The organism is Streptomyces sp. NPDC033165 (genome assembly GCF_055577965.1).
Genome location: NZ_JBVIPK010000001.1, coordinates 716,818 through 739,044, shown reverse-complemented (window position 1 = coordinate 739,044; position 22,227 = coordinate 716,818). Strand labels below are relative to the sequence as shown.

17 protein-coding genes and 3 tRNA genes are annotated in these 22,227 nt (G+C 71.8%); 14 read left to right on the top strand and 6 right to left on the bottom strand.

Features of this window, described 5'->3' with window-relative positions:
• Positions 1–34 precede the first annotated feature (34 nt).
• Both cutA and ACZ5WC_RS03535 read left to right on the top strand, forming a co-directional pair.
• Complete coding sequence (gene cutA / locus ACZ5WC_RS03540; protein ID WP_468539265.1) at positions 35–376, top strand: divalent-cation tolerance protein CutA; 342 nt, start codon at positions 35–37, stop codon at positions 374–376.
• Positions 373–894, top strand: coding sequence for a gamma-glutamylcyclotransferase family protein (locus tag ACZ5WC_RS03535; protein WP_468539264.1), 522 nt, complete (start codon positions 373–375; stop codon positions 892–894). The genes cutA and ACZ5WC_RS03535 overlap by 4 nt, the downstream gene beginning before the upstream one ends.
• A gap of 117 nt (positions 895–1,011) precedes the next feature.
• Here the strand turns inward: ACZ5WC_RS03535 and ACZ5WC_RS03530 are convergent, their stop codons facing one another.
• Positions 1,012–1,722 (bottom strand): SanA/YdcF family protein, encoded by a 711-nt coding sequence (locus tag ACZ5WC_RS03530; RefSeq protein WP_468539263.1) that lies wholly within the window; start codon positions 1,720–1,722, stop codon positions 1,012–1,014.
• Between the two features lie 182 nt (positions 1,723–1,904).
• Here ACZ5WC_RS03530 and ACZ5WC_RS03525 point away from each other — a divergent pair, with 182 nt between their 5' ends.
• The 5 genes from ACZ5WC_RS03525 to ACZ5WC_RS03505 all read left to right on the top strand — a co-directional run bounded on the left by ACZ5WC_RS03525 (position 1,905) and on the right by ACZ5WC_RS03505 (position 9,027).
• Positions 1,905–2,849, top strand: a complete 945-nt coding sequence (locus tag ACZ5WC_RS03525; protein ID WP_468539262.1) for a sirohydrochlorin chelatase — start codon at positions 1,905–1,907, stop codon at positions 2,847–2,849.
• 53 nt (positions 2,850–2,902) lie between these two features.
• Positions 2,903–4,270 (top strand): deoxyguanosinetriphosphate triphosphohydrolase, encoded by a 1,368-nt coding sequence (locus tag ACZ5WC_RS03520; RefSeq protein WP_468539261.1) that lies wholly within the window; start codon positions 2,903–2,905, stop codon positions 4,268–4,270.
• Between the two features lie 136 nt (positions 4,271–4,406).
• A complete protein-coding gene (locus ACZ5WC_RS03515) occupies positions 4,407–5,666 on the top strand; it encodes an NAD(P)/FAD-dependent oxidoreductase (protein WP_468539260.1) in 1,260 nt (419 codons plus the stop codon).
• Between the two features lie 92 nt (positions 5,667–5,758).
• Positions 5,759–7,705: a DNA primase gene (gene dnaG / locus ACZ5WC_RS03510; protein ID WP_468539259.1), complete on the top strand. Its 1,947-nt coding sequence runs from the start codon at positions 5,759–5,761 to the stop codon at positions 7,703–7,705.
• A gap of 230 nt (positions 7,706–7,935) precedes the next feature.
• The gene (locus ACZ5WC_RS03505) at positions 7,936–9,027 is read left to right on the top strand and encodes an RNA polymerase sigma factor (protein ID WP_468539258.1); all 1,092 of its coding nucleotides are present in this window, start codon (positions 7,936–7,938) and stop codon (positions 9,025–9,027) included.
• 18 nt (positions 9,028–9,045) lie between these two features.
• On the opposite strand, the gene ACZ5WC_RS03500 is transcribed toward ACZ5WC_RS03505, so the two are convergent.
• The 4 genes from ACZ5WC_RS03500 to ACZ5WC_RS03485 form a co-directional block, all read right to left on the bottom strand.
• A complete protein-coding gene (locus tag ACZ5WC_RS03500) occupies positions 9,046–10,974 on the bottom strand; it encodes an ABC transporter ATP-binding protein (RefSeq protein ID WP_468539405.1) in 1,929 nt (642 codons plus the stop codon).
• Positions 10,974–12,707: an ABC transporter ATP-binding protein gene (locus ACZ5WC_RS03495; protein WP_468539257.1), complete on the bottom strand. Its 1,734-nt coding sequence runs from the start codon at positions 12,705–12,707 to the stop codon at positions 10,974–10,976. Before ACZ5WC_RS03495 ends, ACZ5WC_RS03500 begins: the two co-directional genes overlap by 1 nt.
• A gap of 128 nt (positions 12,708–12,835) precedes the next feature.
• The gene (locus tag ACZ5WC_RS03490; protein ID WP_468539256.1) at positions 12,836–14,287 is read right to left on the bottom strand and encodes an FGGY family carbohydrate kinase; all 1,452 of its coding nucleotides are present in this window, start codon (positions 14,285–14,287) and stop codon (positions 12,836–12,838) included.
• A 71-nt stretch (positions 14,288–14,358) separates the two neighbouring features.
• Positions 14,359–14,661: a hypothetical protein gene (locus tag ACZ5WC_RS03485; protein ID WP_096623215.1), complete on the bottom strand. Its 303-nt coding sequence runs from the start codon at positions 14,659–14,661 to the stop codon at positions 14,359–14,361.
• A gap of 181 nt (positions 14,662–14,842) precedes the next feature.
• Here ACZ5WC_RS03485 and ACZ5WC_RS03480 point away from each other — a divergent pair.
• From ACZ5WC_RS03480 to ACZ5WC_RS03455, 6 genes are all read left to right on the top strand, one after another.
• A tRNA-Asn gene (locus tag ACZ5WC_RS03480) sits at positions 14,843–14,915 on the top strand.
• Between the two features lie 5 nt (positions 14,916–14,920).
• A tRNA-Asn gene (locus ACZ5WC_RS03475) sits at positions 14,921–14,993 on the top strand.
• A 233-nt stretch (positions 14,994–15,226) separates the two neighbouring features.
• A tRNA-Ile gene (locus ACZ5WC_RS03470) sits at positions 15,227–15,300 on the top strand.
• Positions 15,301–15,854: 554 nt separating this feature from the next.
• Positions 15,855–16,775 (top strand): cupin-like domain-containing protein, encoded by a 921-nt coding sequence (locus ACZ5WC_RS03465; protein ID WP_468539404.1) that lies wholly within the window; start codon positions 15,855–15,857, stop codon positions 16,773–16,775.
• Positions 16,776–16,805: 30 nt separating this feature from the next.
• Positions 16,806–17,663 carry an SDR family NAD(P)-dependent oxidoreductase gene (locus ACZ5WC_RS03460; protein ID WP_468539255.1) on the top strand — a complete coding sequence of 286 codons (858 nt, stop codon included), beginning with the start codon at positions 16,806–16,808 and terminating at the stop codon, positions 17,661–17,663.
• Positions 17,660–18,760: an amidinotransferase gene (locus ACZ5WC_RS03455; RefSeq protein ID WP_468539254.1), complete on the top strand. Its 1,101-nt coding sequence runs from the start codon at positions 17,660–17,662 to the stop codon at positions 18,758–18,760. The genes ACZ5WC_RS03460 and ACZ5WC_RS03455 overlap by 4 nt, the downstream gene beginning before the upstream one ends.
• A 42-nt stretch (positions 18,761–18,802) precedes the next feature.
• On the opposite strand, the gene ACZ5WC_RS03450 is transcribed toward ACZ5WC_RS03455, so the two are convergent.
• On the bottom strand, positions 18,803–20,806 hold the full coding sequence (locus ACZ5WC_RS03450; RefSeq protein ID WP_468539253.1) for a B12-binding domain-containing radical SAM protein: 2,004 nt from the start codon (positions 20,804–20,806) through the stop codon (positions 18,803–18,805).
• 256 nt (positions 20,807–21,062) lie between these two features.
• On the opposite strand from ACZ5WC_RS03450, the gene ACZ5WC_RS03445 reads away from it, so the two are divergent.
• Positions 21,063–22,205: an amidohydrolase family protein gene (locus ACZ5WC_RS03445; protein WP_468539252.1), complete on the top strand. Its 1,143-nt coding sequence runs from the start codon at positions 21,063–21,065 to the stop codon at positions 22,203–22,205.
• The last annotated feature ends 22 nt before the right edge of the window (positions 22,206–22,227 follow it).

Genomic DNA, 22,227 nt, shown 5'->3' with positions numbered 1-22,227 from the left:
GGCAGGGGCCCGCCGTACTCCGAGGAGACCGACGATGACAGCGCCGCCGGCATGGCTGACCGTACTGACCACGACCGACAGCGAGGACAAGGCCCGTCAGCTGGCCCGGTCCGCGGTGGAGGCCCGGCTGGCGGCCTGCGCGCAGATCTCCGCCCCCGTCACCTCGGTCTACCGGTGGCAGAACGCCATCGAGTCGACCGAGGAGTGGCAGGTGTTCCTCAAGACGACCGCCGAGCGCTACGACGAACTGGAAGCGCTCATCGAACGGGAGCACGACTACGACACGCCGGAGATCATCGCCCTGCCGGTGATCCGAGGCAGCGCCCGCTACCTCGGCTGGGTGACGGCGGAGACGGCCCCCGAAGCCGCTCTGTGACGGCGGCCGTGAGCGCTACCGCCCCCGGCTCCCCGCCCGCCGTCGAACGGCCCTTCTTCGTGTACGGGACGCTGCTCCCCGGCGAACCCAACCACGACCTGTTCCTCCGCGGCCGTACGACGGGGGAGCGCCCGGCCGTGCTGCCCCGGGCGCTGCTCTACGACGGGCCCGGCTACCCGTACGCGATCGACGGCCACGGCCGGGTCCACGGCACGCTGCTCGTCGCCGCGCCCGGGGTGTACGGGGAGCTGCTCGGGCTCCTGGACCACCTGGAGGAGTTCCTCGGCCCGGGCCACCCGCGCAACCTGTACGAGCGGGTCGTCCGTGAGGTCGAGCCGGCGCCCGACCCGGCGGCGGGCGGTGCGGGCGGCCCGCCCGGCGGGGCCGGGGAGCCCGTGCAGGCCTGGGTCTACCTCGCCGCGGCCGCCGTCACCCGCTCGCTGCGGACCGGCGGCGTCCTCATCCCCGAGGGGCGGTGGATCACCGGACGAGCCCCGGGCGGCCCGGACACCCGCTGACGGCGCACGACACCCGGGCGGCGGAACGGGGCGCACCGCCGCCCGCCGTCAGGGGGTCCCGGCTTCCGCCGTCAACGGCCCCCGGCCCCCGTCGTCATCGCGCCCCCGCTTCCGCCGTCAGCGGGTCCCGGTCCCCCCGCCCCCGGCGGCCAGCGCCTCCGCCACGCCCGGTTCCTCGGGCCCCAGGAAGCGCGGGTCGGGCCGGAACAGGGCGTCCAGGGCCGCCTTGCCGGAAGCGGCCAGCTCCCGGGCCCCGCCGTAATACCAGGTCGCGTCCCGTGGCTCGTCGACCGCGACCCCGTACGCGTCGATCCCGGCGAAACGGCACAGCGTGACCGCCCGGTGGATGTGGAAGCCCTGGGTCACCAGCACCGCCCGGTCCACCCCGAAGATCTTCCGGGCCCGGACACAGGAGTCCCAGCTGTCGAACCCGGCGTAGTCGCTCACGATCCGCCCGTCGGGCACCCCGCGCTCGGTGAGATACGTGCGCATGGCGTCCGGCTCGTCGTACTCCACTCGGCTGTTGTCCCCGGTGACCAGGACGACCTTCACCTTCCCCGTCCGGTACAGCTCGGCCGCGGCGTCCAGGCGGTGGGCGAGGTACGGGGTCGGGCGGCCCTTCCACAGCCCGGCGCCGAACACCACGGCGACCTCCCGCTCCGGGGCCTCGGCCGTCGTCCCCACCCGGTCACCGGCGCCGAGGCGCATCCAGGTGGCGGGCACGAGGGCGAGCACGCAAGCGGCCATCAGCCCCTGTACGAGCCGCCGCCGGCCCCGTCGGCCGAGCCTCTTCCGTCCCTGCGCGCGCACAAGCGTCCCCCTGATCATTCGTCCGTCCGTTCGTCGTGTCCCCACCTGACCTGACGACCGGAGGGCCGCAACGGTTCGCCCGGAACCCCATCTGTGGCGTCCGGCACCGCACACCGTTCCCGCCGCATCCGTGAGGCGGCGGAAAACCCCTGTGACCCTCGCGCAACGGCCCGGCAACCTCCGCCGGGCACCATCGGTCCATGACGGAGCCGGCCAAGCAACCGCCTCGCCAGTCCTCCCCGCCCCCCGGGCCTGTCCTCGACAGCACGGCGCAACTCCTCACCCGTATCACCGCCCAGCTCGGCACCCAGCTCAGCCTCGTCTCCCGGAACGGAACCCGCAGGCCCATGCACCGCACCCGGCAGCCCCACCGCCCCGCCCCGGGCGAGCACGGCGGTTCGCCCGCCCCCGCCCTGGTCGCCGTCGCGCACGGCAGCCGCGACCCGGCGGCCCTGGGCACCGTGCTCGCCCTCCTGGACCGGGTCCGCGAGCTGCGCCCCGGCCTCGACGTCCGGCTCGGCCACATCGAGCTCAACGCGCCCCTGCTCCCGGACACCCTGAACGGCCTGCGCGGGGCCGACGCCGTCCTCGTACCGCTGCTCCTGGGGCGCGGCCACCACGTCAAGCACGACCTGCCCGCGGCGGCGGCCGCCGCCCCCGCCGTACGCACCCGGGTCGCCGCCCCCCTCGGGCCGCACCCGCTGCTGGTGGAGGCGCTGTACGGGCGGCTCGTCGAGGCGGGCTGGGACCCCGCGGACCGGGGCGGCCGGGGTGCCGCCGTGGTCCTCGCCGCCGCCGGGTCCCGTGACCCCGACTCAGCCCAGGACACCCGGCGCACCGCCCGGATGCTCGCCGAACGCCTCGGGGTCCCGGTCGTCCCGGCGTACGCCTCCGCCGCCGCCCCCACCGTTCCCGCAGCGCTGCGCGCGCTGGCCGACCGGGGCCGCCACCGGACCGCCGTCGCCTCGTACTTCACCGCCCCCGGCCGCTTCGCGAGCGCCGCCGCCACGGACGCCGCACCCCGCATCGCCGCCGCTCCCCTCGGCGCCCACCCCGCGATGGCCCGCCTGCTGCTGCACCGCTACGACCAGGCGGTGTCGGCGACCGCCCCCGCCGACGCGGTGAGGTTGCTCGCTTCCGCCTGACTTGCGGGCCCGCTCCCCCGCCGTTGTCGGTCGCGGTCGCTACTGTCGGGACCATGGACGGCACACAGGGCGCGCACGGGGCAGATCAGACACACGGAACGCACCGGGCATCCGGGGGGCGCGGGGCGCAGGGCGGCGGCTCGGCGAGCCCCTACGGCCCCGCCGACACCGAGCGCTTCGACACCGAGCCGGACAAGCGCCCCGGCCGCACCGCCTTCCAGCGCGACCGGGCCCGGGTCCTGCACTCCGCCGCGCTGCGCAGGCTCGCCGGGAAGACCCAGGTGGTCACGCCCGGCACCCGCTCCCTCGCCTGGGACGCCAGCCCCCGCACCCGCCTCACCCACTCACTGGAGTGCGCCCAGGTCGGCCGCGAGCTGGGGGCCGTCCTCGGCTGCGACCCCGACCTCGTCGAGACGGCCTGCCTCGCCCACGACATGGGCCACCCCCCGTTCGGCCACAACGGCGAACAGGCCCTGAACGACTTCGCGTCCGACTGCGGCGGCTTCGAGGGAAACGCCCAGTCGCTGCGCCTGCTGACCCGCCTGGAGCCCAAGCGCTTCGTCCGCGACCCGCGCACCGGCGAGCTGGTCAGCGTCGGCCTCAACCTGACCCGGGCCGCCCTGGACGCCGCCACCAAGTACCCCTGGCCGCGCGGCGCGCACCCCACCGCCCCGCACTCGGCGAAGTTCGGGGTCTACGAGGACGACCTCCCGGTCTTCGCCTGGGCCCGCGAGGGCGCCCCCGAGGACCGCACCTGCTTCGAGGCCCAGGTGATGGACTGGTCCGACGACGTGGCGTATTCGGTGCACGACTTCGAGGACGGCCTGCACGCCGGGCACATCGACCCCAACTGCCTCGAAGCGGAGCCGGAGCGCGAGGAGATCTGGGGCGTCGCCATCGGCAGGTACGTCCCCGCCGACACCGACCCGCAGGAGCTGGCCGAGGCCCTGGACCGGCTGATCGACCAGGAGTGGTGGCCGCACGGCTACGACGGCTCCGCCGTGGCCCAGGCCCGCCTGAAGGACGCCACCAGCCAGCTCATCGGCCGCTTCTGCACCGAGGCCGAGACCGCTACCCGCGCAGTGTACGGCCCCGGCCGCCTCGGCCGGTACGGCGCGCAGTTGGTCGTCCCGCGCACCGTCCGCCACGAGTGCGCGGTGCTCAAGGCGGTCGCCGACCGGTACGTCATGCAGCGCGCCGAACAGGAAGCCATCCGCGCCGACCAGCGCATCGTCATCGCCGAGCTGGCCGCCGCCCTCACCGCCCGCGCCCCGGAGGGCCTGGAGCCGCACTTCCGCGCCCTGTTCGACCAGGCGCCCGACGACCACGCCCGCAAGCGGGTCCTCGTCGACCAGATCGCCGCGCTCACCGACGCCTCCGCACGATCCCTGCACGCCGCGCTCACCACACGCCACCGCTGACCGGCAGACTGGAAGGGGCCGGACATCTGACCACTGGGTGTGACCTGTCCGGGGCACACCCTCTTTCGCCATCACGCTGCGTGCGGGACGCTCGCAGCCGGGGGCGCAGCGCAGCACAGTACTGAGGAGGCATCAAGTGGTCGACGCACATCGGACGTTCGTCATCGTCGGAGCAGGACTCGCAGGGGCGAAGGCGGCCGAAACACTGCGTGCCGAAGGATTCACCGGCCGGGTGATCCTCATCGGTGACGAGCGCGACCACCCCTACGAACGCCCGCCGCTCTCCAAGGGATACCTGGAGGGCAAGTCCGAACGCGACAGCGTCTTCACCCACGAGCGCCCCTGGTACGCGGGCGCCGACATCGAGCTGCACCTCGGCCAGCCGGTCACCGCGCTCGACCGCTACGCGAAGACGGTGCAGCTGGGCGACAACACCGTCATCCACTACGACAAGCTCCTGCTGGCCACCGGCTCCGAACCGCGCCGCCTCGACATCCCCGGCACCGACCTGGCGGGCGTCCACCATCTGCGCCGCCTCGCCCACGCCGACCGGCTGCGCAACGTGCTGGCCGCCCTCGGCCGCGACAACGGTCACCTCGTCATCGCCGGAGCGGGCTGGATCGGCCTGGAAGTCGCCGCCGCCGCCCGGGGGTACGGGGCCGAGGTCACCGTCATCGAGGCGGAAGCCACCCCGCTGCACCAGGTCGTCGGCCCCGAAGTGGGCCAGATCTTCACCGAACTGCACAGCGCGCACGGCGTCCGCTTCCACTTCGGCGTCCGCCTCACCGAGATCACCGGCCAGGACGGCATGGTCCTCGCGGCCCGCACCGACGACGGCGAGGAGCACCCCGCCCACGACGTGCTCGCCGCGATCGGCGCCGCCCCGCGCTCCGCCCTCGCCGAGGCCGCCGGGCTGGAGATGGCCGAGCGCGCCCACGGCGGCGGCATCGCGGTGGACGCCTCGCTGCGCACCTCCGACCCGCACATCTACGCCGCCGGTGACGTCGCCGCGGCCGCCCACCCGCTGCTGGGCACCCGGCTGCGCGTCGAGCACTGGGCGAACGCCCTGAACGGCGGACCGGCCGCCGCCCGCGCCATGCTCGGCCAGGACGTGACGTACGACCGCGTGCCGTACTTCTTCTCCGACCAGTACGACGTGGGCCTGGAGTACTCCGGCTGGGCCCCGCCCGGCTCCTACGACGAGGTGATCATCCGGGGCGACGCCGGGAAGCGGGAGTTCATCGCGTTCTGGCTGAAGGACCGCCGCGTCCTCGCCGGGATGAACGTCAACGTGTGGGATGTCACGGAGACGATCCAGGAGCTGGTCCGGGCCCGTCAGCAGCACGACCCGGAGGCCCTCGCCGACCCGTCGGTCCCGCTGGGCTCCCTGCTCTGAGGACGGCGCCCGGGGTGCGGGCCCGAGCCCGCACCCCGGGCGGCCCGCCCGGGGTGCGTCCGGCTGTCCGAGCCCACCCGTAGACTTCACGCGTGGCTGGCAGGATCAATGACGACGACGTGAAGGCGGTACGGGACGCGGTCCCGATCGACTCCGTCGTGTCCGAATACCTCCAGCTGCGCAACGCGGGCGGCGGAAACCTCAAAGGCCTCTGCCCCTTCCACGACGAGAAGTCCCCCTCCTTCCAGGTCAGCCCCGGCAAGGGCCTGTTCCACTGCTTCGGCTGCCAGGAGGGCGGCGACACGATCGCCTTCGTGATGAAGATCGACCATCTCTCCTTCTCGGAGACGGTCGAGCGCCTCGCCGCCAAGGCGGGCATCACCCTGCGCTACGAGGAGGGCGGCTACAACCCCTCCCACCAGCGCGGCGAACGCATCAGGCTGATCGAGGCCCACAAGGCGGCCGCCGAGTTCTACGTCGCCCAGCTGGACGGCCCCGAGGCCGAGATCGGCCGGAAGTTCCTCGCCGAGCGCGGCTTCGACCAGGCCGCCGCCGCCCACTTCGGCGTCGGCTACAGCCCGGCCGGCTGGGACCACCTCACCCGCTATCTGCGCGGCAAGGGCTTCAGCGACAAGGAGCTGATCACCTCCGGGCTCTCCCAGGACGGCCGCCGCGGCCCCATCGACCGCTTCCGCGGCCGGCTGATGTGGCCGATCAGCGACACCGCGGGGGAGATCGTCGGCTTCGGCGCCCGCAAGCTGCGCGACGACGACAACGGCCCGAAGTACCTGAACACCCCCGAGACCCCGATCTACAAGAAGTCCCAGGTGCTGTACGGCATCGACCTGGCCAAGAAGGACATCGCCAAGGCCAGCCGGGCCGTCGTCGTCGAGGGCTACACCGACGTCATGGCCTGCCATCTGGCCGGGGTCACCACCGCCATCGCCACCTGCGGCACCGCCTTCGGCAACGACCACATCAAGATCCTGCGCCGCCTCCTCATGGACAACGGCAGCGCCCGGGTGATCTTCACCTTCGACGGTGACTCGGCGGGCCAGAAGGCCGCCCTGCGCGCCTTCGAGGACGACCAGAAGTTCGCCGCCGAGACCTACATCGCCATCGCCCCGGACGGCATGGACCCCTGCGACCTGCGGCTCGCCAAGGGCGACGACGCCGTGCGCGACCTGGTCGAGCCGCGCACCCCGCTCTTCGAGTTCGCCCTGCGCCAGATCGTCGGCCGCTACGACCTGGAGACCCCGGCGGGCCGCGCGGCCGCGCTCGACGAGGCCGCCGCCGTCGTCGCCAAGATCAAGACCAGCAGCGTGCAGCGCGAGGTGGCCGTCCAGCTCGCCGGGTTCGTCGGCATCCTCGACCAGGAGTTCGTCGTCCACCGCGTCGCCCAGCTCGCCCGCTGGGCCCGCGACCGGGGCGGCGACCACGGGGACCGAGGCGGCCGCGGCGGCCCCCAGGGCGTACGCGGCGGGCCCCAGGGCCAACGCGGCGGGGCACCGCAGCACACCGCTCCGGCCGCCCCCGCCGGCTTCTCCGGCCCCGCCCTCAACCTCCGCAGCCCCGCCCACCGCACCGAGCGCGAGCTGCTCAAGCTCGCCCTCCAGAAGCCCGCCCTGGTCTCCCCGGCCTTCGACGCGTACGGCGTGGACGAGTTCACCGCCCCGCCCTACGCGGCCGTGCGCCGGTGCATCGAGGAGGCGGGCGGCGCCGAGCAGGGCCTCGTCGACGACCGGGCCTACCTGGGGGCCGTCCTGGACGCCGCCCCCGACGACACCGTCCGCAACCTCGTCACCGAGCTGGCCGTCGAGATCTTCCACGGCCGGACCATCGACGAGACCTACGCGGGCGTCCAGCTCGTCCACGTCCGGCTGCGCGCCGTGGACCGCCGCATCAACGACGTGCAGGGCAGCCTCGCCCGCCTCGGCAGCCACGTGGCCCCCCCGGAGCTGGCCGCCGCGCAGAACGAGGTCTGGGTGCTCCAGCAGTACGCCCAGTCCCTGCGCACCCACGGCGCCGCCGCGCTCTGACCCGGTGCACCGCCCGCCCGGCCGGGTCATCACCCGGTAACCGACCGGACTCAAAAAGTCACCGCACGCCCCTCGTGGCGGTCGTGTGTCGTACCCCACACTGGAGGGTGCCCGACACCCGGCGGTGTCCGAGCCACCCGGAGCACGCGGTCCGCGGGGGGAGACCCCGAGGCCCGGACCGGTCGGCCCCCACCCCGTCATCCGGCAGCGATCACCTGGAGGTCGCCCCCGTGCAGACCCGGACCGTGACGACCACGACCGAGCCCATCGCGGCCATCCCGGCGCAGCACAGGGCCCTGCACCATCCGGAGACGGCGGCCCGCCCGCCCGGAGACGCACCCGAGGCAGTCATGGTGGAATCGGCGCACCTCCCCGACCCCCCGGAGCCCCGTGGCCGGGCGGACTCCGGCGGCCCCACCTCCGACCTCTTCCGGCAGTACCTGCGCGAGATCGGCCGCATTCCGCTGCTCACCGCCGCCGAGGAGGTCGAGCTGGCCCGCCGCGTCGAGGCCGGGCTCTTCGCCGAGGAACGCCTCGCCACCACCCCGGACCTGGACTCGCGGCTCGCCGTGGACCTGGACCGCCTCGTGGTCATGGGCCGCACGGCCAAACGCCGCCTCATCGAGGCCAACCTGCGCCTCGTCGTCTCCGTCGCCAAACGCTACGTCGGCCGCGGGCTGACCATGCTCGACCTGGTCCAGGAGGGGAACCTCGGCCTGATCCGGGCGGTGGAGAAGTTCGACTACGCCCGGGGCTACAAGTTCTCCACGTACGCGACCTGGTGGATCCGCCAGGCGATGTCCCGCGCGCTGGCCGACCAGGCCCGCACCATACGCGTCCCGGTCCACGTCGTGGAGCTGATCAACCGCGTCGTCCGGGTGCAGCGCCGGATACTCCAGGAACGCGGCTTCGAGCCGACCGCCGAGGACGTCGCCGCCCAGCTCGACCTGACCCCGGAGCGGGTCACCGAAGTCCTGCGACTGGCCCAGGAACCGGTCTCGCTGCACGCCCCCGTCGGCGAGGAGGACGACGTCTCCTTCGGCGACCTCATCGAGGACGGCGACGCCGCCTCCCCCGTCGAGTCCGCCGCCTTCCTGCTGCTGCGCCAGCACCTGGAAGCGGTCCTCTCCACCCTCGGCGAACGCGAACGCAAGGTCGTCCAACTCCGCTACGGCCTGGACGACGGGCGGCCCCGCACCCTGGAGGAGATCGGCCGGATCTTCGGCGTGACGCGCGAACGCATCCGCCAGATCGAGTCCAAGACCCTCAGCAGGCTGCGGGACCACGCCTTCGCCGACCAACTCCGCGGCTACCTCGACTGACCGGCCTCCGCGGCCACCTCAGTCCACCTCCGCCAGGGCATCCGCGAACTGGGCGGCGTACAGCCGGGCATAGGCGCCCCCGGCCGCCAACAGCTCTTCATGCGTGCCCTGTTCGACGATGGACCCGCTCTCCATCACCAGGATCACGTCCGCGTCCCGGATCGTGGACAGCCGGTGCGCGATCACGAACGACGTACGCCCGTGGGCCAGGCGCGCCATCGCCTTCTGGATCAGCACCTCGGTCCGGGTGTCCACCGAGCTGGTCGCCTCGTCCAGGACGAGGATCACCGGCTCGGCCAGGAACGCCCGCGCGATGGTGATCAGCTGCTTCTCGCCCGCGCTGACCCCGGTGCCCTCGTCGTCGATCACCGAGTCGTACCCGTCGGGCAGCGTCCGGATGAAGCGGTCGGCATGGGCCGCCCGGGCCGCCTCCTCGATCTCCTCCCGGCTGACCTCGCGCGCAGCGCCGTACGCGATGTTCTCCGCGATCGTCCCCCCGAACAGCCAGGTGTCCTGGAGCACCATGCCGATCGAGGAGCGCAGGTCGTCCCGGGACATCCTCGCCACGTCGACGCCGTCGAGCGCGATCCGCCCGCCGGTCACCTCGTAGAACCGCATCAGCAGATTGACCAGCGTCGTCTTGCCCGCACCCGTCGGGCCCACGATCGCGACCGTCTGCCCCGGCTCCACAGTCAGCGACAGGTCCTCGATCAGCGGCTTGTCCGGCTCGTAGCGGAAGGACACCTTCTCCAGCGAGACCCGCCCCGACATCACCTCGGGCCGTTCCGCCTCCACCGGGTCCGGGCCCTGCTCCTCCGCGTCCAGCAGCTCGAAGACCCGCTCGGCCGAAGCGACGCCGGACTGCACGAGGTTGGCCATCGAGGCGACCTGCGTCAGCGGCATCGAGAACTGCCGGGAGTACTGGATGAACGCCTGCACATCACCGATCGACAGGGTGCCCGAGGCGACCCGCAGACCGCCGACGACGGCCACCAGCACGTAGTTGATGTTCGAGATGAAGAACATCAGCGGCTGCATGAGCCCGCTGGCGAACTGGGCCTTGAACCCGGCCTCGTACAGCGCGTCGTTCTGCTCGGCGAAGTCCCGCGCGGACTCCTCCTGCCGGCCGAAGACCTTCACGAGGTTGTGCCCGGTGTACATCTCCTCGATGTGGGCGTTGAGCTTCCCCGTCACCCGCCACTGCTGCACGAACTGCGGCTGCGACCGCTTGCCGACCTGCGTGGCCACGACCACCGACAGCGGCACGGTCACCAGGGCGACCAGAGCCAGCAGCGGCGAGATCCAGAACATCATGATCAGTACGCCGACGATGGTCAGCAGGGAGTTGATGAGCTGGCCCATCGTCTGCTGGAGCGTCTGCGAGATGTTGTCGATGTCGTTCGTCGCCCGGCTGAGCACCTCACCGCGCTTGGCCCGGTCGAAGTACGACAGCGGCAGCCGCGCCAGCTTCGTCTGGAGGTCCTCGCGCAGCTGGAACACGATCCGGTTGATCACGCGGATCGACAGCCGCGTCGAGACCAGCATCAGCAGCCCGGCCCCGACGTAGACCGCCAGCGCCAGCAGCAGGACATCCGCCACCGCGCCGAAGTCGATGCCCTCGCCCGGTGTGAAGTCCACCCCCGAGAGCATGTCGGCCATCGAGCCGTTGCCCTCCTCGCGCAGCCCTTCGATCGCCTGTTCCTTACCGGTGCCCTCCGGCATCCCGCGCCCGACGACCCCCGCGAAGACCAGGTCGGTCGCTTTTCCGAGGATCTTCGGGCCCACCACCGAGAGCGCCACGCTGAACGTCACCGCGCCCAGCATCAGCCACAGCGAGGCCTTCTCCCGGCCGAAGCGTCTCAGCAGCCGCTTGGTCGACCCCTTGAAGTCCATCGACCGCTCGGTGGGCGCGCCCCCGGCCATCATCCGTCCGCCAGGACCGGCCATCACGCGGCCTCCGCTTCCGTCAGCTGGGAGAGCACGATCTCCCGGTACGTCTCATTGCCGTCCATCAGCTCGTGATGGGTACCGCTGCCCACGACCCGCCCCTCGTCCAGCACCAGGATGCGGTCCGCCTCGCGGATGGTGGAGACCCGCTGGGCCACGATCACCACGGTCGCCCCGGCGGTCTCCCGCGCGAGTGCGGCGCGCAGGGCGGCGTCGGTCGCGTAGTCCAGCGCCGAGAACGAGTCGTCGAACAGATAGATCTCCGGCCGCTGCACCAGCGTCCGCGCGATGGCGAGCCGCTGCCGCTGACCGCCGGACACATTGGTGCCGCCCTGCGCGATCGGAGCGTCGAGCCCGTGCTCCAGCCCCTCCACGAACCCCTTGGCCTGCGCCACCTCCAGCGCGTGCCACAGCTCCTCGTCGGTGGCGTCCGGATTCCCGTACCGCAGGTTCGTCGCCACCGTCCCCGAGAACAGATAGGGCTTCTGCGGCACCAGGCTCACGGTCTTCGCCAGCAGCACCGGATCGATCCCGCGCACATCCTCGCCGTCGACCAGCACCTCGCCGCCCGTCACATCGAACAGCCGGGGTACGAGACCGAGCAGCGTGGACTTCCCGCTGCCGGTCGACCCGATGATCGCGGTGGTCTCCCCGGGCCGGGCCACCAGATCCACCGCCCGCAGCACCGGCTCCTCCGCCCCCGGATAGCGGAACTCGGCGCCGCGCACCTCCAGATGCCCGTGGCGCCGCAGCTCCGTGACGGGGGAGAGCGGCGGCACCACACTCGAATCGGTGCCGAGCACCTCCTCGATGCGCTCGGCGCACACCTCGGCGCGCGGCACCATCATGAACATGAAGGTGGCCATCATCACAGCCATCACGATCTGCATCAGATAGGCGAGGAACGCGGTCAGCGCACCTATCTGCATCCCGCCGCTGTCGATGCGGTGCGCGCCGAACCACACCACCGCGACGGACGACACGTTGACCACCGTCATCACCGTCGGGAACATCAGTGCCATCAGCCGCCCGGTCGCCACCGACACATCGGTCAGTTCGGTGTTGGCCCCCCGGAACCGCCTCTCCTCGTACCCGTCACGGACGAACGCGCGGATCACCCGGTTGCCCGTGATCTGCTCACGCAGCACCCGGTTCACCCCGTCGAGCCGCTCCTGCATCGTGCGGAACAGCGGCCGCATCTTCTTCACGATGAGGCTCACCGAGACGCCGAGCACCGGCACGACCGCCAGGAGGACGGCCGACAGCGGAACGTCCTGCCCGAGCGCCATGACGATGCCGCCGACGCACATGATCGGCGCGGACACCATCAGGGTGAACGCCATCAGGACCAGCATCTGGACCTGCTGGACGTCGTTGGTGGTCCGGGTGATCAGCGAGGGCGCCCCGAAGCGCCCCAGCTCACGCGCCGAGAAGGACTGCACCCGGTCGAAGACGGCGGCCCGCACATCGCGCCCGAGGGCGGAGGCGGTCCGGGCCCCGTAGTACACGGCCCCCACGTTGCCGAGGACCTGAAGAACGCTGACGGCGATCATGAGACCGCCGAATTCCAGGATGTATCCGGTATCGCCCTTGACGACACCGTTGTCAATGATGTCCGCGTTGAGGCTGGGCAGATACAGGGTGGCGCAGGTCTGGAGCAGCTGGAGGAGCACCAGCAGCACGATGGGTTTCTTGTACGGCCCCAGATGGGCCCGCAGGAGTTTTATGAGCACGCGGGTCTCTCGGAATCGGCGGAGGGCAGAGGCCGCCCCAGTTTCGCGTACGCCGTACTCCGATAGCGAGCCGTTTTCCTCAAACCCGGGTCAAACCCGGGGCGGGCGGCCGCGTGCCCACGTCGGCCTCACTCCGGGTGCGCGCCCCCGAAGGCCCCGGGGTGGATCTGATCCCGGGTGGCCCGGTACTGCTGGCGCACGGCCCCGCCGACCGCCAGCTCATCGCCCGGCTCCAGCACCTGGGCGGCCGCGCCCTGCCAGGCCGGAGGCGTACGCGGGTCGAGGGCGCCCTGCGAGACACCGAGCGCCCAGGCGGCCTGCCGGGCCGCGCCGATCGCCGCGTACTGGGCGGGCTGCGGCACGACGACCTGCGTGCCGAACACGGCGGGAGCCAGCGCCTGTACGGCGGGCAGCTCGGCGGCGGCCCCCAGCAGGAACACGCGCCGCACCTCCACGCCCCGCCCGCGCAGGACGTCCATGGCGTCGGCCAGCGAGCAGAGCATCCCCTCGAACGCGGCCCGTGCCAGATGCTCGGGCTTCATCGACTCGCGCCGCAGCCCGCTGAGGGTGCCCGCGGTGTGGGGGAGCTGCGGGGTGCGCTCGCCTTCCAGATAGGGCAGCAACACCAGCCCGGAGGCCCCGGGCGTGGACTTCAGCGCCAGCGCGGACAGCTCGTCCAGCCCCTCCACCCCCAGCATCTCGGCGGTCCCGCGCAGCGCACGTACGGCGTTGGACGTGTGGACGACGGGCAGATGCAGCCCTGTGGCGTCGGCGAACGAGGTGATCATCCCGCTGGAATCGGCGAGCGCCTCGTGGTGCACGGCCATCACGGACCCGGAGGCCCCCAGCGACACGACCGCGTCGCCCACCGCGACCCCGAGCCCGAACGCCGCGGCCATGATCTCGCCGGTGCCCGCGGAGATCAGCAGCCCTTCGGGCGTCATCCCGGCGGAGTCGGCGGGCCCGAGCACCTCGGGCAGCGCGGCGGGATGCCCGAGGGCGAGCTCCACCAGATCGGGCCGGTAGGACGCGGACCCGGCCGACCAGTACCCCGTACCCGAGGCGGCGCCCCGGTCGGTGGTCCGGCGGGCGGGCCGCCCGAGCAGCTGCCACACGAGCCAGTCGTGGGGCTGGAGCACGGCGGCCACCCGCTGGGCGTTCTCCGGCTCGGTCCGCGCCAGCCACCGCAGCTTCGCCACGGGCTGCGCGGCCTGCGGTACGGCCCCGACGGCCTCGGCCCAGGCCTGCCGCCCGCCCAGCGAGTCGACCAGATCGGCCGCGGCGACCTGCGCCCGCCGGTCGTTGCCGAGCAGCGCGGGACGTACGAGGTTGCCCTGCTGGTCCAGCGGTACGAGCCCGTGCTGCTGGGCGGCGACCCCGATGGCCTGCACCCCTTCGAGCAGACCGCCGGAGGCCGCCTCGCCGAGCGAGAGCAGCCAGGCCTGCGGATCGACCTCGGCGGCCTTGGCCTCGACCGGATGCGCGGCATACCCCTGCCGCAGCACGGCGCCCGTGTCCGTGTCGCAGACGACGATGTGAGTGAAGGCGGAAGAACTGTCCAGCCCCGCGACTATGCCCATGGGGAGATTCTGCCGCACGCCGCGAGTTTCCCGTAACGACCGCCGCGGGCGCCGGGCCCCTGGTCCCGGGCCTAGGTGTTGGTGGTCCCCCAGTCGTCCTCACCGTTCTGGCTGCTGCGGTCCCGCAGCGACCGGACCCGGTCGGCGACGGATGCGGGCACCTTGTCCCCGACCTTGTCGCTGACCGAGTGGTACGCCTTGCCCGCGATGTCCCGGCCGCTGTGCGCGGCACTCTCGGCGGCGTTGCGCACGGCGGGGTTCTCCGCGAACTGCCGGACCGACTTCTTCAACTGCTCGTAACGCTCGCGCCCGGCTCGCGTGCCGAGCACGTATCCGAGCGCCACTCCGGCGATGAACGTGAGCCGGTACCGCATGGCTGCCACCCTTCCTGCGCTTGGTGCGACGTGTGCAGCCCGCCTACCCGTGAGCACCCGAGATCATCCCGGGCGGTACCGATTGGCGGAGCACCCCCCTGCTTGCGCTAATGTATGTGTCGCAGCGAACGCGCGCCGCCCGGCAGCCGCCAGGCAGGTACGATTCGAGGCACCGCAGCAATCCCCTGTAGCTCAATTGGCAGAGCAGCCGGCTGTTAACCGGCAGGTTACTGGTTCGAGTCCAGTCGGGGGAGCGCGATCCCCTGTAGCTCAATTGGCAGAGCATTCGGCTGTTAACCGGAGGGTTACTGGTTCGAGTCCAGTCGGGGGAGCGATGCGGAAGAGGACCCTTCGGGGTCCTTTTTCGCGTACCCACTCGCCGCCTGTCGACGACCCCCGAGCCACGCGGAATGACACTTTCGGGTCACCTCGCCCTCACCCGGAACCGGGCAGCACGCAGCGCCGTCCTCAAGATCAGGCGAAGTCGGCCATCCGAAGCAAGAGATCGTATGACCGGCTATGCTGCGGCAGACGGGGCGCACACTTGTACGCGCCACGCCGAAACGGGGCGGTAGCTCAGCCGGTTAGAGCAGCGGACTCATAATCCGTCGGCCGTGGGTTCGAGTCCCACCCGCCCCACACAAGCGGTCGCTGGCAGGAACGTTCCCACCAGCATCGGAGCGCCCCAACTGGTTCGGACCAGGGTGGGGCGCTTCCGCGTTTCAGGGGCCCTGCCCCCCCACCGAACGGGGCGGGCACGGGGAACGCCGACCCCGCCCCCGTACACATCGGTCCAGTCCTCCGGGTCGTGTACGGACGAGGCGTCGGCCGCCAGCGCCGCCAGCCGCTCGCCCAGCGTGCCGTCCGCGCCCATCCGCGCCGGCCCGTACCGTCCGTGCGGCCAGAGCTCTCGGCGCCGGGGCGCTGCCCGTGCAGCCCTGAGCGACAGGGGCGGACGGACCGAGGACCCGCAATGTCACCCCGCACCCACTCTGACCGAAAACCGGGTGCCCGTCCGGGATCAGGGCGTGAACGGGTCTATGCACCGCTGCGGCTCGGTCGGACAGTGGGATGTCATGACCCCATTCGAACGGTCCGGAGCAGGACGGTCATCGGCTGGGCACGAGGGTGCGGCTGCGTCGCCCGGTCCGCCGGGCGAGCTCGTCCCGTTTCTGAGAGCGGCCGGGCTGGCGGTGCGCCCGATCGAGCGCGCGGATGCGGCTGACGCGGGCGCCCTGAGACGGAGGGTCGCCGCGCGTTCCGGCCCGCTGGTCTGTTCCGGCCTCCTGGAGGAATGGCCTGCGCGAACCCACTGGAAACCAGCAGACCTGGCGGAGCGCCACGGCGAGCGCCGGGTGACGGCCCTGCTAGACCTCCCGTCGACCGGCGTGCTCTTCCCGCAGGAACAGCGGTACTACGAGCGGGAGCTGCCCTTCGGCGAGTTCCTGGGCAGGATGACCGCCGCCGGTCCCGTCGCCCCCTGCTACCTCGCCTACCAGCGCGCCCACGAGATCTTCGATCCGGACGACTACGACTTCACATCCCTGCTCCCGGCCGACGGCCACAGCACCGACACCCGGGTGTGGATCGGTTCCGCCGGGACACGTTCCATGCTGCACTCCGACCTCAAGGACAACTTCTTCTGCCAGGTCTGGGGCGAGAAGAGCGCCATCCTGATGGACTGGCGGGACAGCAGGGCGGCGTACCCGTTTCCGGAAAACCTGGTGAACAGCCAGATCGACCTGGCCGAACCGGACCTGCGGCGGTTCCCGCGACTGCGGCAGGCCGTCCTGCACCACGTGCGGCTGAGACCTGGCGACCTGCTGTACATCCCCCGCGGCTGGTGGCACGACATCCGGGCGCATACCCCGTCCGTCTCCGTGAACCACTGGTTCGGTGAGCCGCTGGGGCTGGGGGACTACCTGCGGCTGCTCGGCGTTCTCGGGCCCGCTTACTGGCGGGCCACCGTCCGGGACTTCGTCACCCGCGGGCTGCTGCGCCGACAGGAGTCGACGCGCTTCTTCTTCAGCCCCGCATCCACCGGAAAACGGCTCTACGACGCGGTACGCACCGGCGACTTCTCCCGCGGCAACGATCCGAGCGCAGACGCCTGACCACCCAGATGCCCATCAGAAGGGGATCGCATGCTGAACAAGCTGACCGGGCCGACCGGACCAGGCCTGCGGCGACCGCGCCGCGTCCTGGTCACCGGCGGCGCCTCGGGGATCGGTGCGGCCATCGCGCGACGTTTCCTGGCGGACGGTGACCGGGTGGCCGTCCTGGACCGCGACCGTGACGCGCTCGCCCGATTCGGGGACGAGGGGCCCGCGGCCGAGCTGCTGCTGGCGGCCGACGTCGGGACGGAGGACGAAGTGTACGAGGCGTTCGCCGAGGCGGATGTGGCCTGGGGCGGACTGGACGTGGTCTGCAACAACGCCGGGATCAGCATGCGGAGACCGTTCCTGGAGACCTCCCTCGCGGACTGGGAGCGGACACTGCGGGTGAACATCACCGGAGCCTTCCTGGTGGCCCGGGAAGTGGCCCGCCGTATGACGGCGGGCGAGGGCGGGGTGATCGTGAACACCGCCTCGGTCAGCGGGATGGTGGGCATGCCCGACTACGCGGCCTACAACGTGAGCAAGGCGGGCCTGATCGAGCTGACCCGGACCATGGCGCTGGAGCTGGCCCCGCACATCCGGGTCAACGCCGTCTGCCCCGGCTATGTGCTCACCCCGATGCAGCGGTCGGAGTACACAGAGGGACAACTTGCCGATCAGGAGCAGTTGCTGCCGTTGAGGCGGCTCGGTTCTCCGGAGGAGATCGCCGCCCTGGTGGCGTACTTGGCCTCGCCGGAGGCGGCGTTCGTGACCGGGCAGGCGTTCGTGATCGACGGAGGCGAGACGGCGGGCGGGCTGGCCAGTGCTCCGCGCCGGACGGAAGACGGCGAAGGGTACGCGCCGGGGGCGTCGGCTCCCGGCCGAGTCGAGGGCGGGAGAGCATGACGGGCGAGGCCGCACAGCCGGCGGAGAACGGGGCGCGTGCGACGGCAGGGCGGGCGGTCAACTCGTACACCGAGTGGGATCCCCTGCGCGAGGTCGTGGTGGGGAGCCTGGCGGGCGCGGTGTTCCCCACGTGGCACGAGTCGATGAGGCACACCATGCCCGAGTCCGCCTGGCCGGTCTTCCAGGAGTTCGGCGGGACACCGTTGTTGGAGCGTCACCTCAAGGCCGCCGAGGACGAACTCGACGCGTTGGCAGAGGTATTGGCATCCGAGGGCATCCGGGTTCGGCGGCCGGAGGCGGCGCCCCACCACCGTTCCTTCCGCACTCCGAACTGGGAGTCGGACGGCGGCCTGTACGCCGCGATGCCCAGGGACTCACTGATGGTGGTGGGTGACGCCCTGATCGAGGCGCCGATGTCCTGGCGCTGCCGCTACCACGAGGCCGACGCCTTCCGCCCGCTGATCAAGTCGTACTTCCGGCGTGGTGCCCGTTGGCTGGCGGGGCCGCGTCCGCAGCTGACCGACGAGCTGTACCGGAGTCCGCACGCGCCCGGGCAGTGGGCGGTCACCGAGTTCGAGCCGGTCTTCGACGCCGCCGACTTCCTGCGCTTCGGTCAGGATCTGATCGTCCAGCGCAGCCATGTCACCAATGAGTTCGGCATCCAATGGATGCGCAGCGCACTCGGTCGGGAGTTCACCGTCTCCGTCGTGGAGATGGACGACCCCCATGCCATGCACATCGACGCCACCATCTCCGCGCTCGCCCCGGGCAGAATGCTGGTCAACCCGGAGCGCTACGTGCACAGCGAGCTGTTCGAGGGCTGGGAGATCCTGCCCGCTCCGGCACCGGCCCTGCCCGCGCACTGGCCGATGTACTTCTGCAGCCCGTGGGTGAGCATGAACGTGCTCTCCCTGGACCCCGAGACGGTGGTGGTGGAACGCCAGGAGAAGCCGCTGATCGAAGCGCTGACCGGGTGGGGGTTTCGCTGCGTCCCGGTCGACTTCCGCCACGTCTACAGCTTCGGCGGGTCCTTCCACTGCGTCACGCTGGACACCGTGCGCGAGGGAGGGCCGGACCGGTACCTGTCGGTGCGGTAGCGCTGAGCGGGTGCGGGGTGGCCGTCCGCCCCGCACCCCGGCTCAGGAGGGGAACAGCACCCGCGTGTAGTCCGGCCGCAGTACGACGTTGTTGTCGTACAGGCAGTAGCGCACGGCCAGCAGGGGCGCCGCGGGGTCGCCGAGCCCCGCCGTCCCGCGGGCGGCGGCGAGGACCTCGTCAGTGGTGGCGAACCGGGCCGCCAGTGCGGCACACACCTCGTAGGCCGTCCGCACGGTCCGGTCGTCCCAGTAGCCTGGCAGGCCGATCTGTGCCAGAACCCGGCGTACGTCGGGGAGTTCGGATGCCACGATCAGCTCGACCAGGGTCCGGGCGAGCGTGTCGAGGTCCTCGGGCTCCGGTACCGCGGTGGTGTCCAGCAGGCGCTTGGCGAGGCCCGCGGCGCCGTCGGCGCGGAGCAGCGAGTGGACGGAGCGCTCGTCCCCGCTCGCGCTGTCACCCGTGCGGTCCCCCGTGCTGACGAGGCGCGCACACCAGGCGGTCAGTTCCGCCTGGTCGGTGTGGCGCGCCAGGAAGGCCCGCCAGTCGAGGCGCGCCCGGTAGGCGCGGGACAGGTACGTCGCTTCGACGTGGGCGAAGAACTCGTCCACCGCCCGGGTGTCCCCGAGCGCCGCCACCAGCGCGGGCGGGTAGCTGAACGTCGGGTACAGCAGGTCGACGGTGTCCAACTGCCCCTCTGGTCCGACGGAGAACGCCGTGTCGCCCGGCTCCCCGGTGAGTCCCTCGCCCAGGTCGAAGACCCGGGTGGCGCGGGTGATCAGGGAGTCGTCGAAGCGCTCGGCCAGCCGCAGGTCGCTGACCGTGCGCAGGGTGTTCGCGACGGTCTCGGGGGTGGCGTAGGAGTTGCCGAGGAACATGTCCAGCCGCCGCGGCGGGATGGGCAGACCCTGCTCCCGGCGGTACGCCTGTTCCTCCTCCAGCCAGGAGACCTGCGCCTGTACCGCGTGCCGGGCCCGGTACGGTACGCGGGTGCGCTTGAGGTTCGCGTCGTCGTACGAGCCGAACTGGTTCCAGCTCGGTTCGAAGTGCGACTCCAGCAGCAGCCGGATGTCGGCGCGCTCCAGCGCCGGGTTGGGCAGCAGGTAGCACGTCCAGTGCACCGGTCGGGCCCGGCCGCGGTTGAGCCGGCGCATCCTCTCCGCCAGCTCGAACAGCAGCTCGTTGCGGCCGATGTTGATCTCGGAGCAGACCAGCCAGATCCGGGTGACGCCGCGATCGGCCAGGAACCGGATGTCGGCCATGACGACGTCCGGGTCCCGCACCTGGTGCCGGCGGCCCTTGACCATCGGCTCGGTGCAGAAGTAGCAGCGGTACGGGCAGCCGCGCTGCACCTCCACCGGGACGTGGACCTCGGGTTCCGGGCCGAGGACGTGCTCGGCTCCGTAGAACTCCAGCAGGTCGTGCAGAACCTCCTCGGTGTACTCGGGGTGGTCGGCGGGCGGCAGGAAAACCCGTTCGTTGACCGTGAAGCCGTCGCTGCGGCGGTGGGCCAGGTTGGCGATCCCGTCCAGACCGCGCCCCGCCAGGACGTCGTCCAGGCGGCCCAGCACCTCGTCCGGCTCGCCGACCACCCCGAAGTCCGGCCGCAGCCGATCCAGCAGGGCGTGCGGTCGGGTGGTGAAGCCGAAGCCGCCCACCATGATCGGACGATTCGTCAACTCCCTAACGAGTTCGATGAGTTGTTCGGAGTCGTGCATCGGCCAATAACTGTTGCGGCCGACCGGCGTGGTGCCCGGCAGATCGGAATCGGCGTAGTTCCAGATGAAGATGGAGTCGAGTTGCCGCAGATGGATGCCGATGAGACGGGGGTCGGTGCGCTCCAGGGCCGCGCCCAGCACCGAACCCCACTCGGCCTTGGGCGTGCGTAGCAGGTCCAGACGCGCGGTCGTCAGGCCGTGGCGCGCTGCCACCGCCGAAACCTGGACGAAGGCGTAGGGGTAAATGGGCAGTGCCGGGTAGTTCGAGGCGCTGAGCAGCAGCAGGTCCACGCCCTGCCGACCGGGTGTCGCCGAGTTCGGGTCCGACATGCTCGGGATGCTGGCACAGGTCGGTCCGCTCCACCACCATGCGTATTCATGCGCGGTGGCCGGATTGTCCCGCTCGGCGGCGCGACCCCTTGACCTGGGCACGCGCGGGACAACAACAATGTGGAGCGTGCTGCCGCCACCTCGCCAACCCCCTTGGTGGCCCCGCGAGTTCCGCGTCCCGCTGCCCCGCCGCCGCCCCGCGCAGCACGCTGTCCACGCAAGCCGTCGTGACCGCTTCCCCGTGAGGAGTGCACTCGTGACCGCTCCCGTACTCTCGGCCGACTCGCATGTCGTCGAACCCGTGCGACTGTGGAACGAAGGGCTGGAACGCAGGTACCGCGACCGTGCGCCCCGTGTCACCTGGGACGCCGAACGGCGCGGCTGGTATTTCACCTGCGACGACCTGCGCCCCGCCCTGGTCAACGGCCTCTACGCCACCGACGCCACCCCCGAGGGCTTCGTGACCGATGCGGGAACGGTCCTGGAGGCGGCCCGGGCGGGCGGCAGCGACCCGGCGGCGCGACTGAAGGACATGGCTCTGGACGGCGTCGCCGCCGAGGTGCTCTACCCCAGCCTGGGCCTGCACCTGTTCTGGCTCTCGGACGGGGACTTCCAGCGCTCCTGCTTCCGCGCCTACAACGACTGGCTCGCCGACTACGTACGCCACGCCCCGGAGCGTCTGGCCGGCCTCGGCCTGATCTCCCTGTGGGACGCCGAGGAGGCCGTACGAGAACTGCGGCGCTGCCGGGAGCTGGGTCTGCGGGGCGCCGCGGTCTGGGCCTCCGCCCCCACCGAGCGGGACTTCGGCGGCCGGGCCAACGACCCGTTCTGGCGGGAGGCCCAGGAGCTGGCCATGCCGGTGGCGATGCACTGCCTCACCGGCTACCGGGACAGTCCGAGGCTCTTCGACTACGACAGCCCGCTGGGTCGCATCCAGCGCAACATGGGCTACCCGGAGGAACTCCAGCACACGCTCACCGACCTGATCTTCTCCGGAGTCCTCCAGCGCTTCCCCGACCTGCGGATCGTCCTGGCGGAGAACGACATCGGCTGGGTTGCCTACCACCTGCTGCACGCCGACCGGATCTACGACAAGCTCGGCCCGGCCCTGCGCACCGACCTCACCATGGCCCCCAGCGCCTACTTCCGCCGTCAGGTGCACGCCACGTTCACCGAGGACGAGGTCGGCGTGCTCACCATGCGCCTGATCGGCTCCGGCAACTTCCTCTGGGGTAGCGACTACCCGCACTACGAAGGGAGCTGGCCGCACTCCCGGGAGGTCCTGGACCGCTGCTTCCAGGACACCGGACCGGAGGCGCGGCAGCACGTGACCGCCGAGAACTGCGCCCGGCTGTACGGGTTCGACCTCGCCACCCTGGCTGCCGCAACCGCCGAGTGACCCGACCGCCCACCCGCGAAGG

Excerpts from the sequence above, each read along its gene's own strand:
- cutA (WP_468539265.1), top strand. The coding sequence starts at position 35 with ATGACAGCGCCGCCGGCATGGCTGACCGTACTGACCACGACCGACAGC.
- ACZ5WC_RS03530 (WP_468539263.1), bottom strand. The coding sequence starts at position 1,722 with ATGATCAGGGGGACGCTTGTGCGCGCGCAGGGACGGAAGAGGCTCGGC.
- ACZ5WC_RS03525 (WP_468539262.1), top strand. The coding sequence starts at position 1,905 with ATGACGGAGCCGGCCAAGCAACCGCCTCGCCAGTCCTCCCCGCCCCCC.
- ACZ5WC_RS03520 (WP_468539261.1), top strand. The coding sequence starts at position 2,903 with ATGGACGGCACACAGGGCGCGCACGGGGCAGATCAGACACACGGAACG.
- ACZ5WC_RS03500 (WP_468539405.1), bottom strand. The coding sequence starts at position 10,974 with ATGGCCGGTCCTGGCGGACGGATGATGGCCGGGGGCGCGCCCACCGAG.
- ACZ5WC_RS03490 (WP_468539256.1), bottom strand. The coding sequence starts at position 14,287 with ATGGGCATAGTCGCGGGGCTGGACAGTTCTTCCGCCTTCACTCACATC.
- ACZ5WC_RS03485 (WP_096623215.1), bottom strand. The coding sequence starts at position 14,661 with ATGCGGTACCGGCTCACGTTCATCGCCGGAGTGGCGCTCGGATACGTG.
- ACZ5WC_RS03460 (WP_468539255.1), top strand. The coding sequence starts at position 16,806 with ATGCTGAACAAGCTGACCGGGCCGACCGGACCAGGCCTGCGGCGACCG.
- ACZ5WC_RS03455 (WP_468539254.1), top strand. The coding sequence starts at position 17,660 with ATGACGGGCGAGGCCGCACAGCCGGCGGAGAACGGGGCGCGTGCGACG.
- ACZ5WC_RS03450 (WP_468539253.1), bottom strand. The coding sequence starts at position 20,806 with ATGTCGGACCCGAACTCGGCGACACCCGGTCGGCAGGGCGTGGACCTG.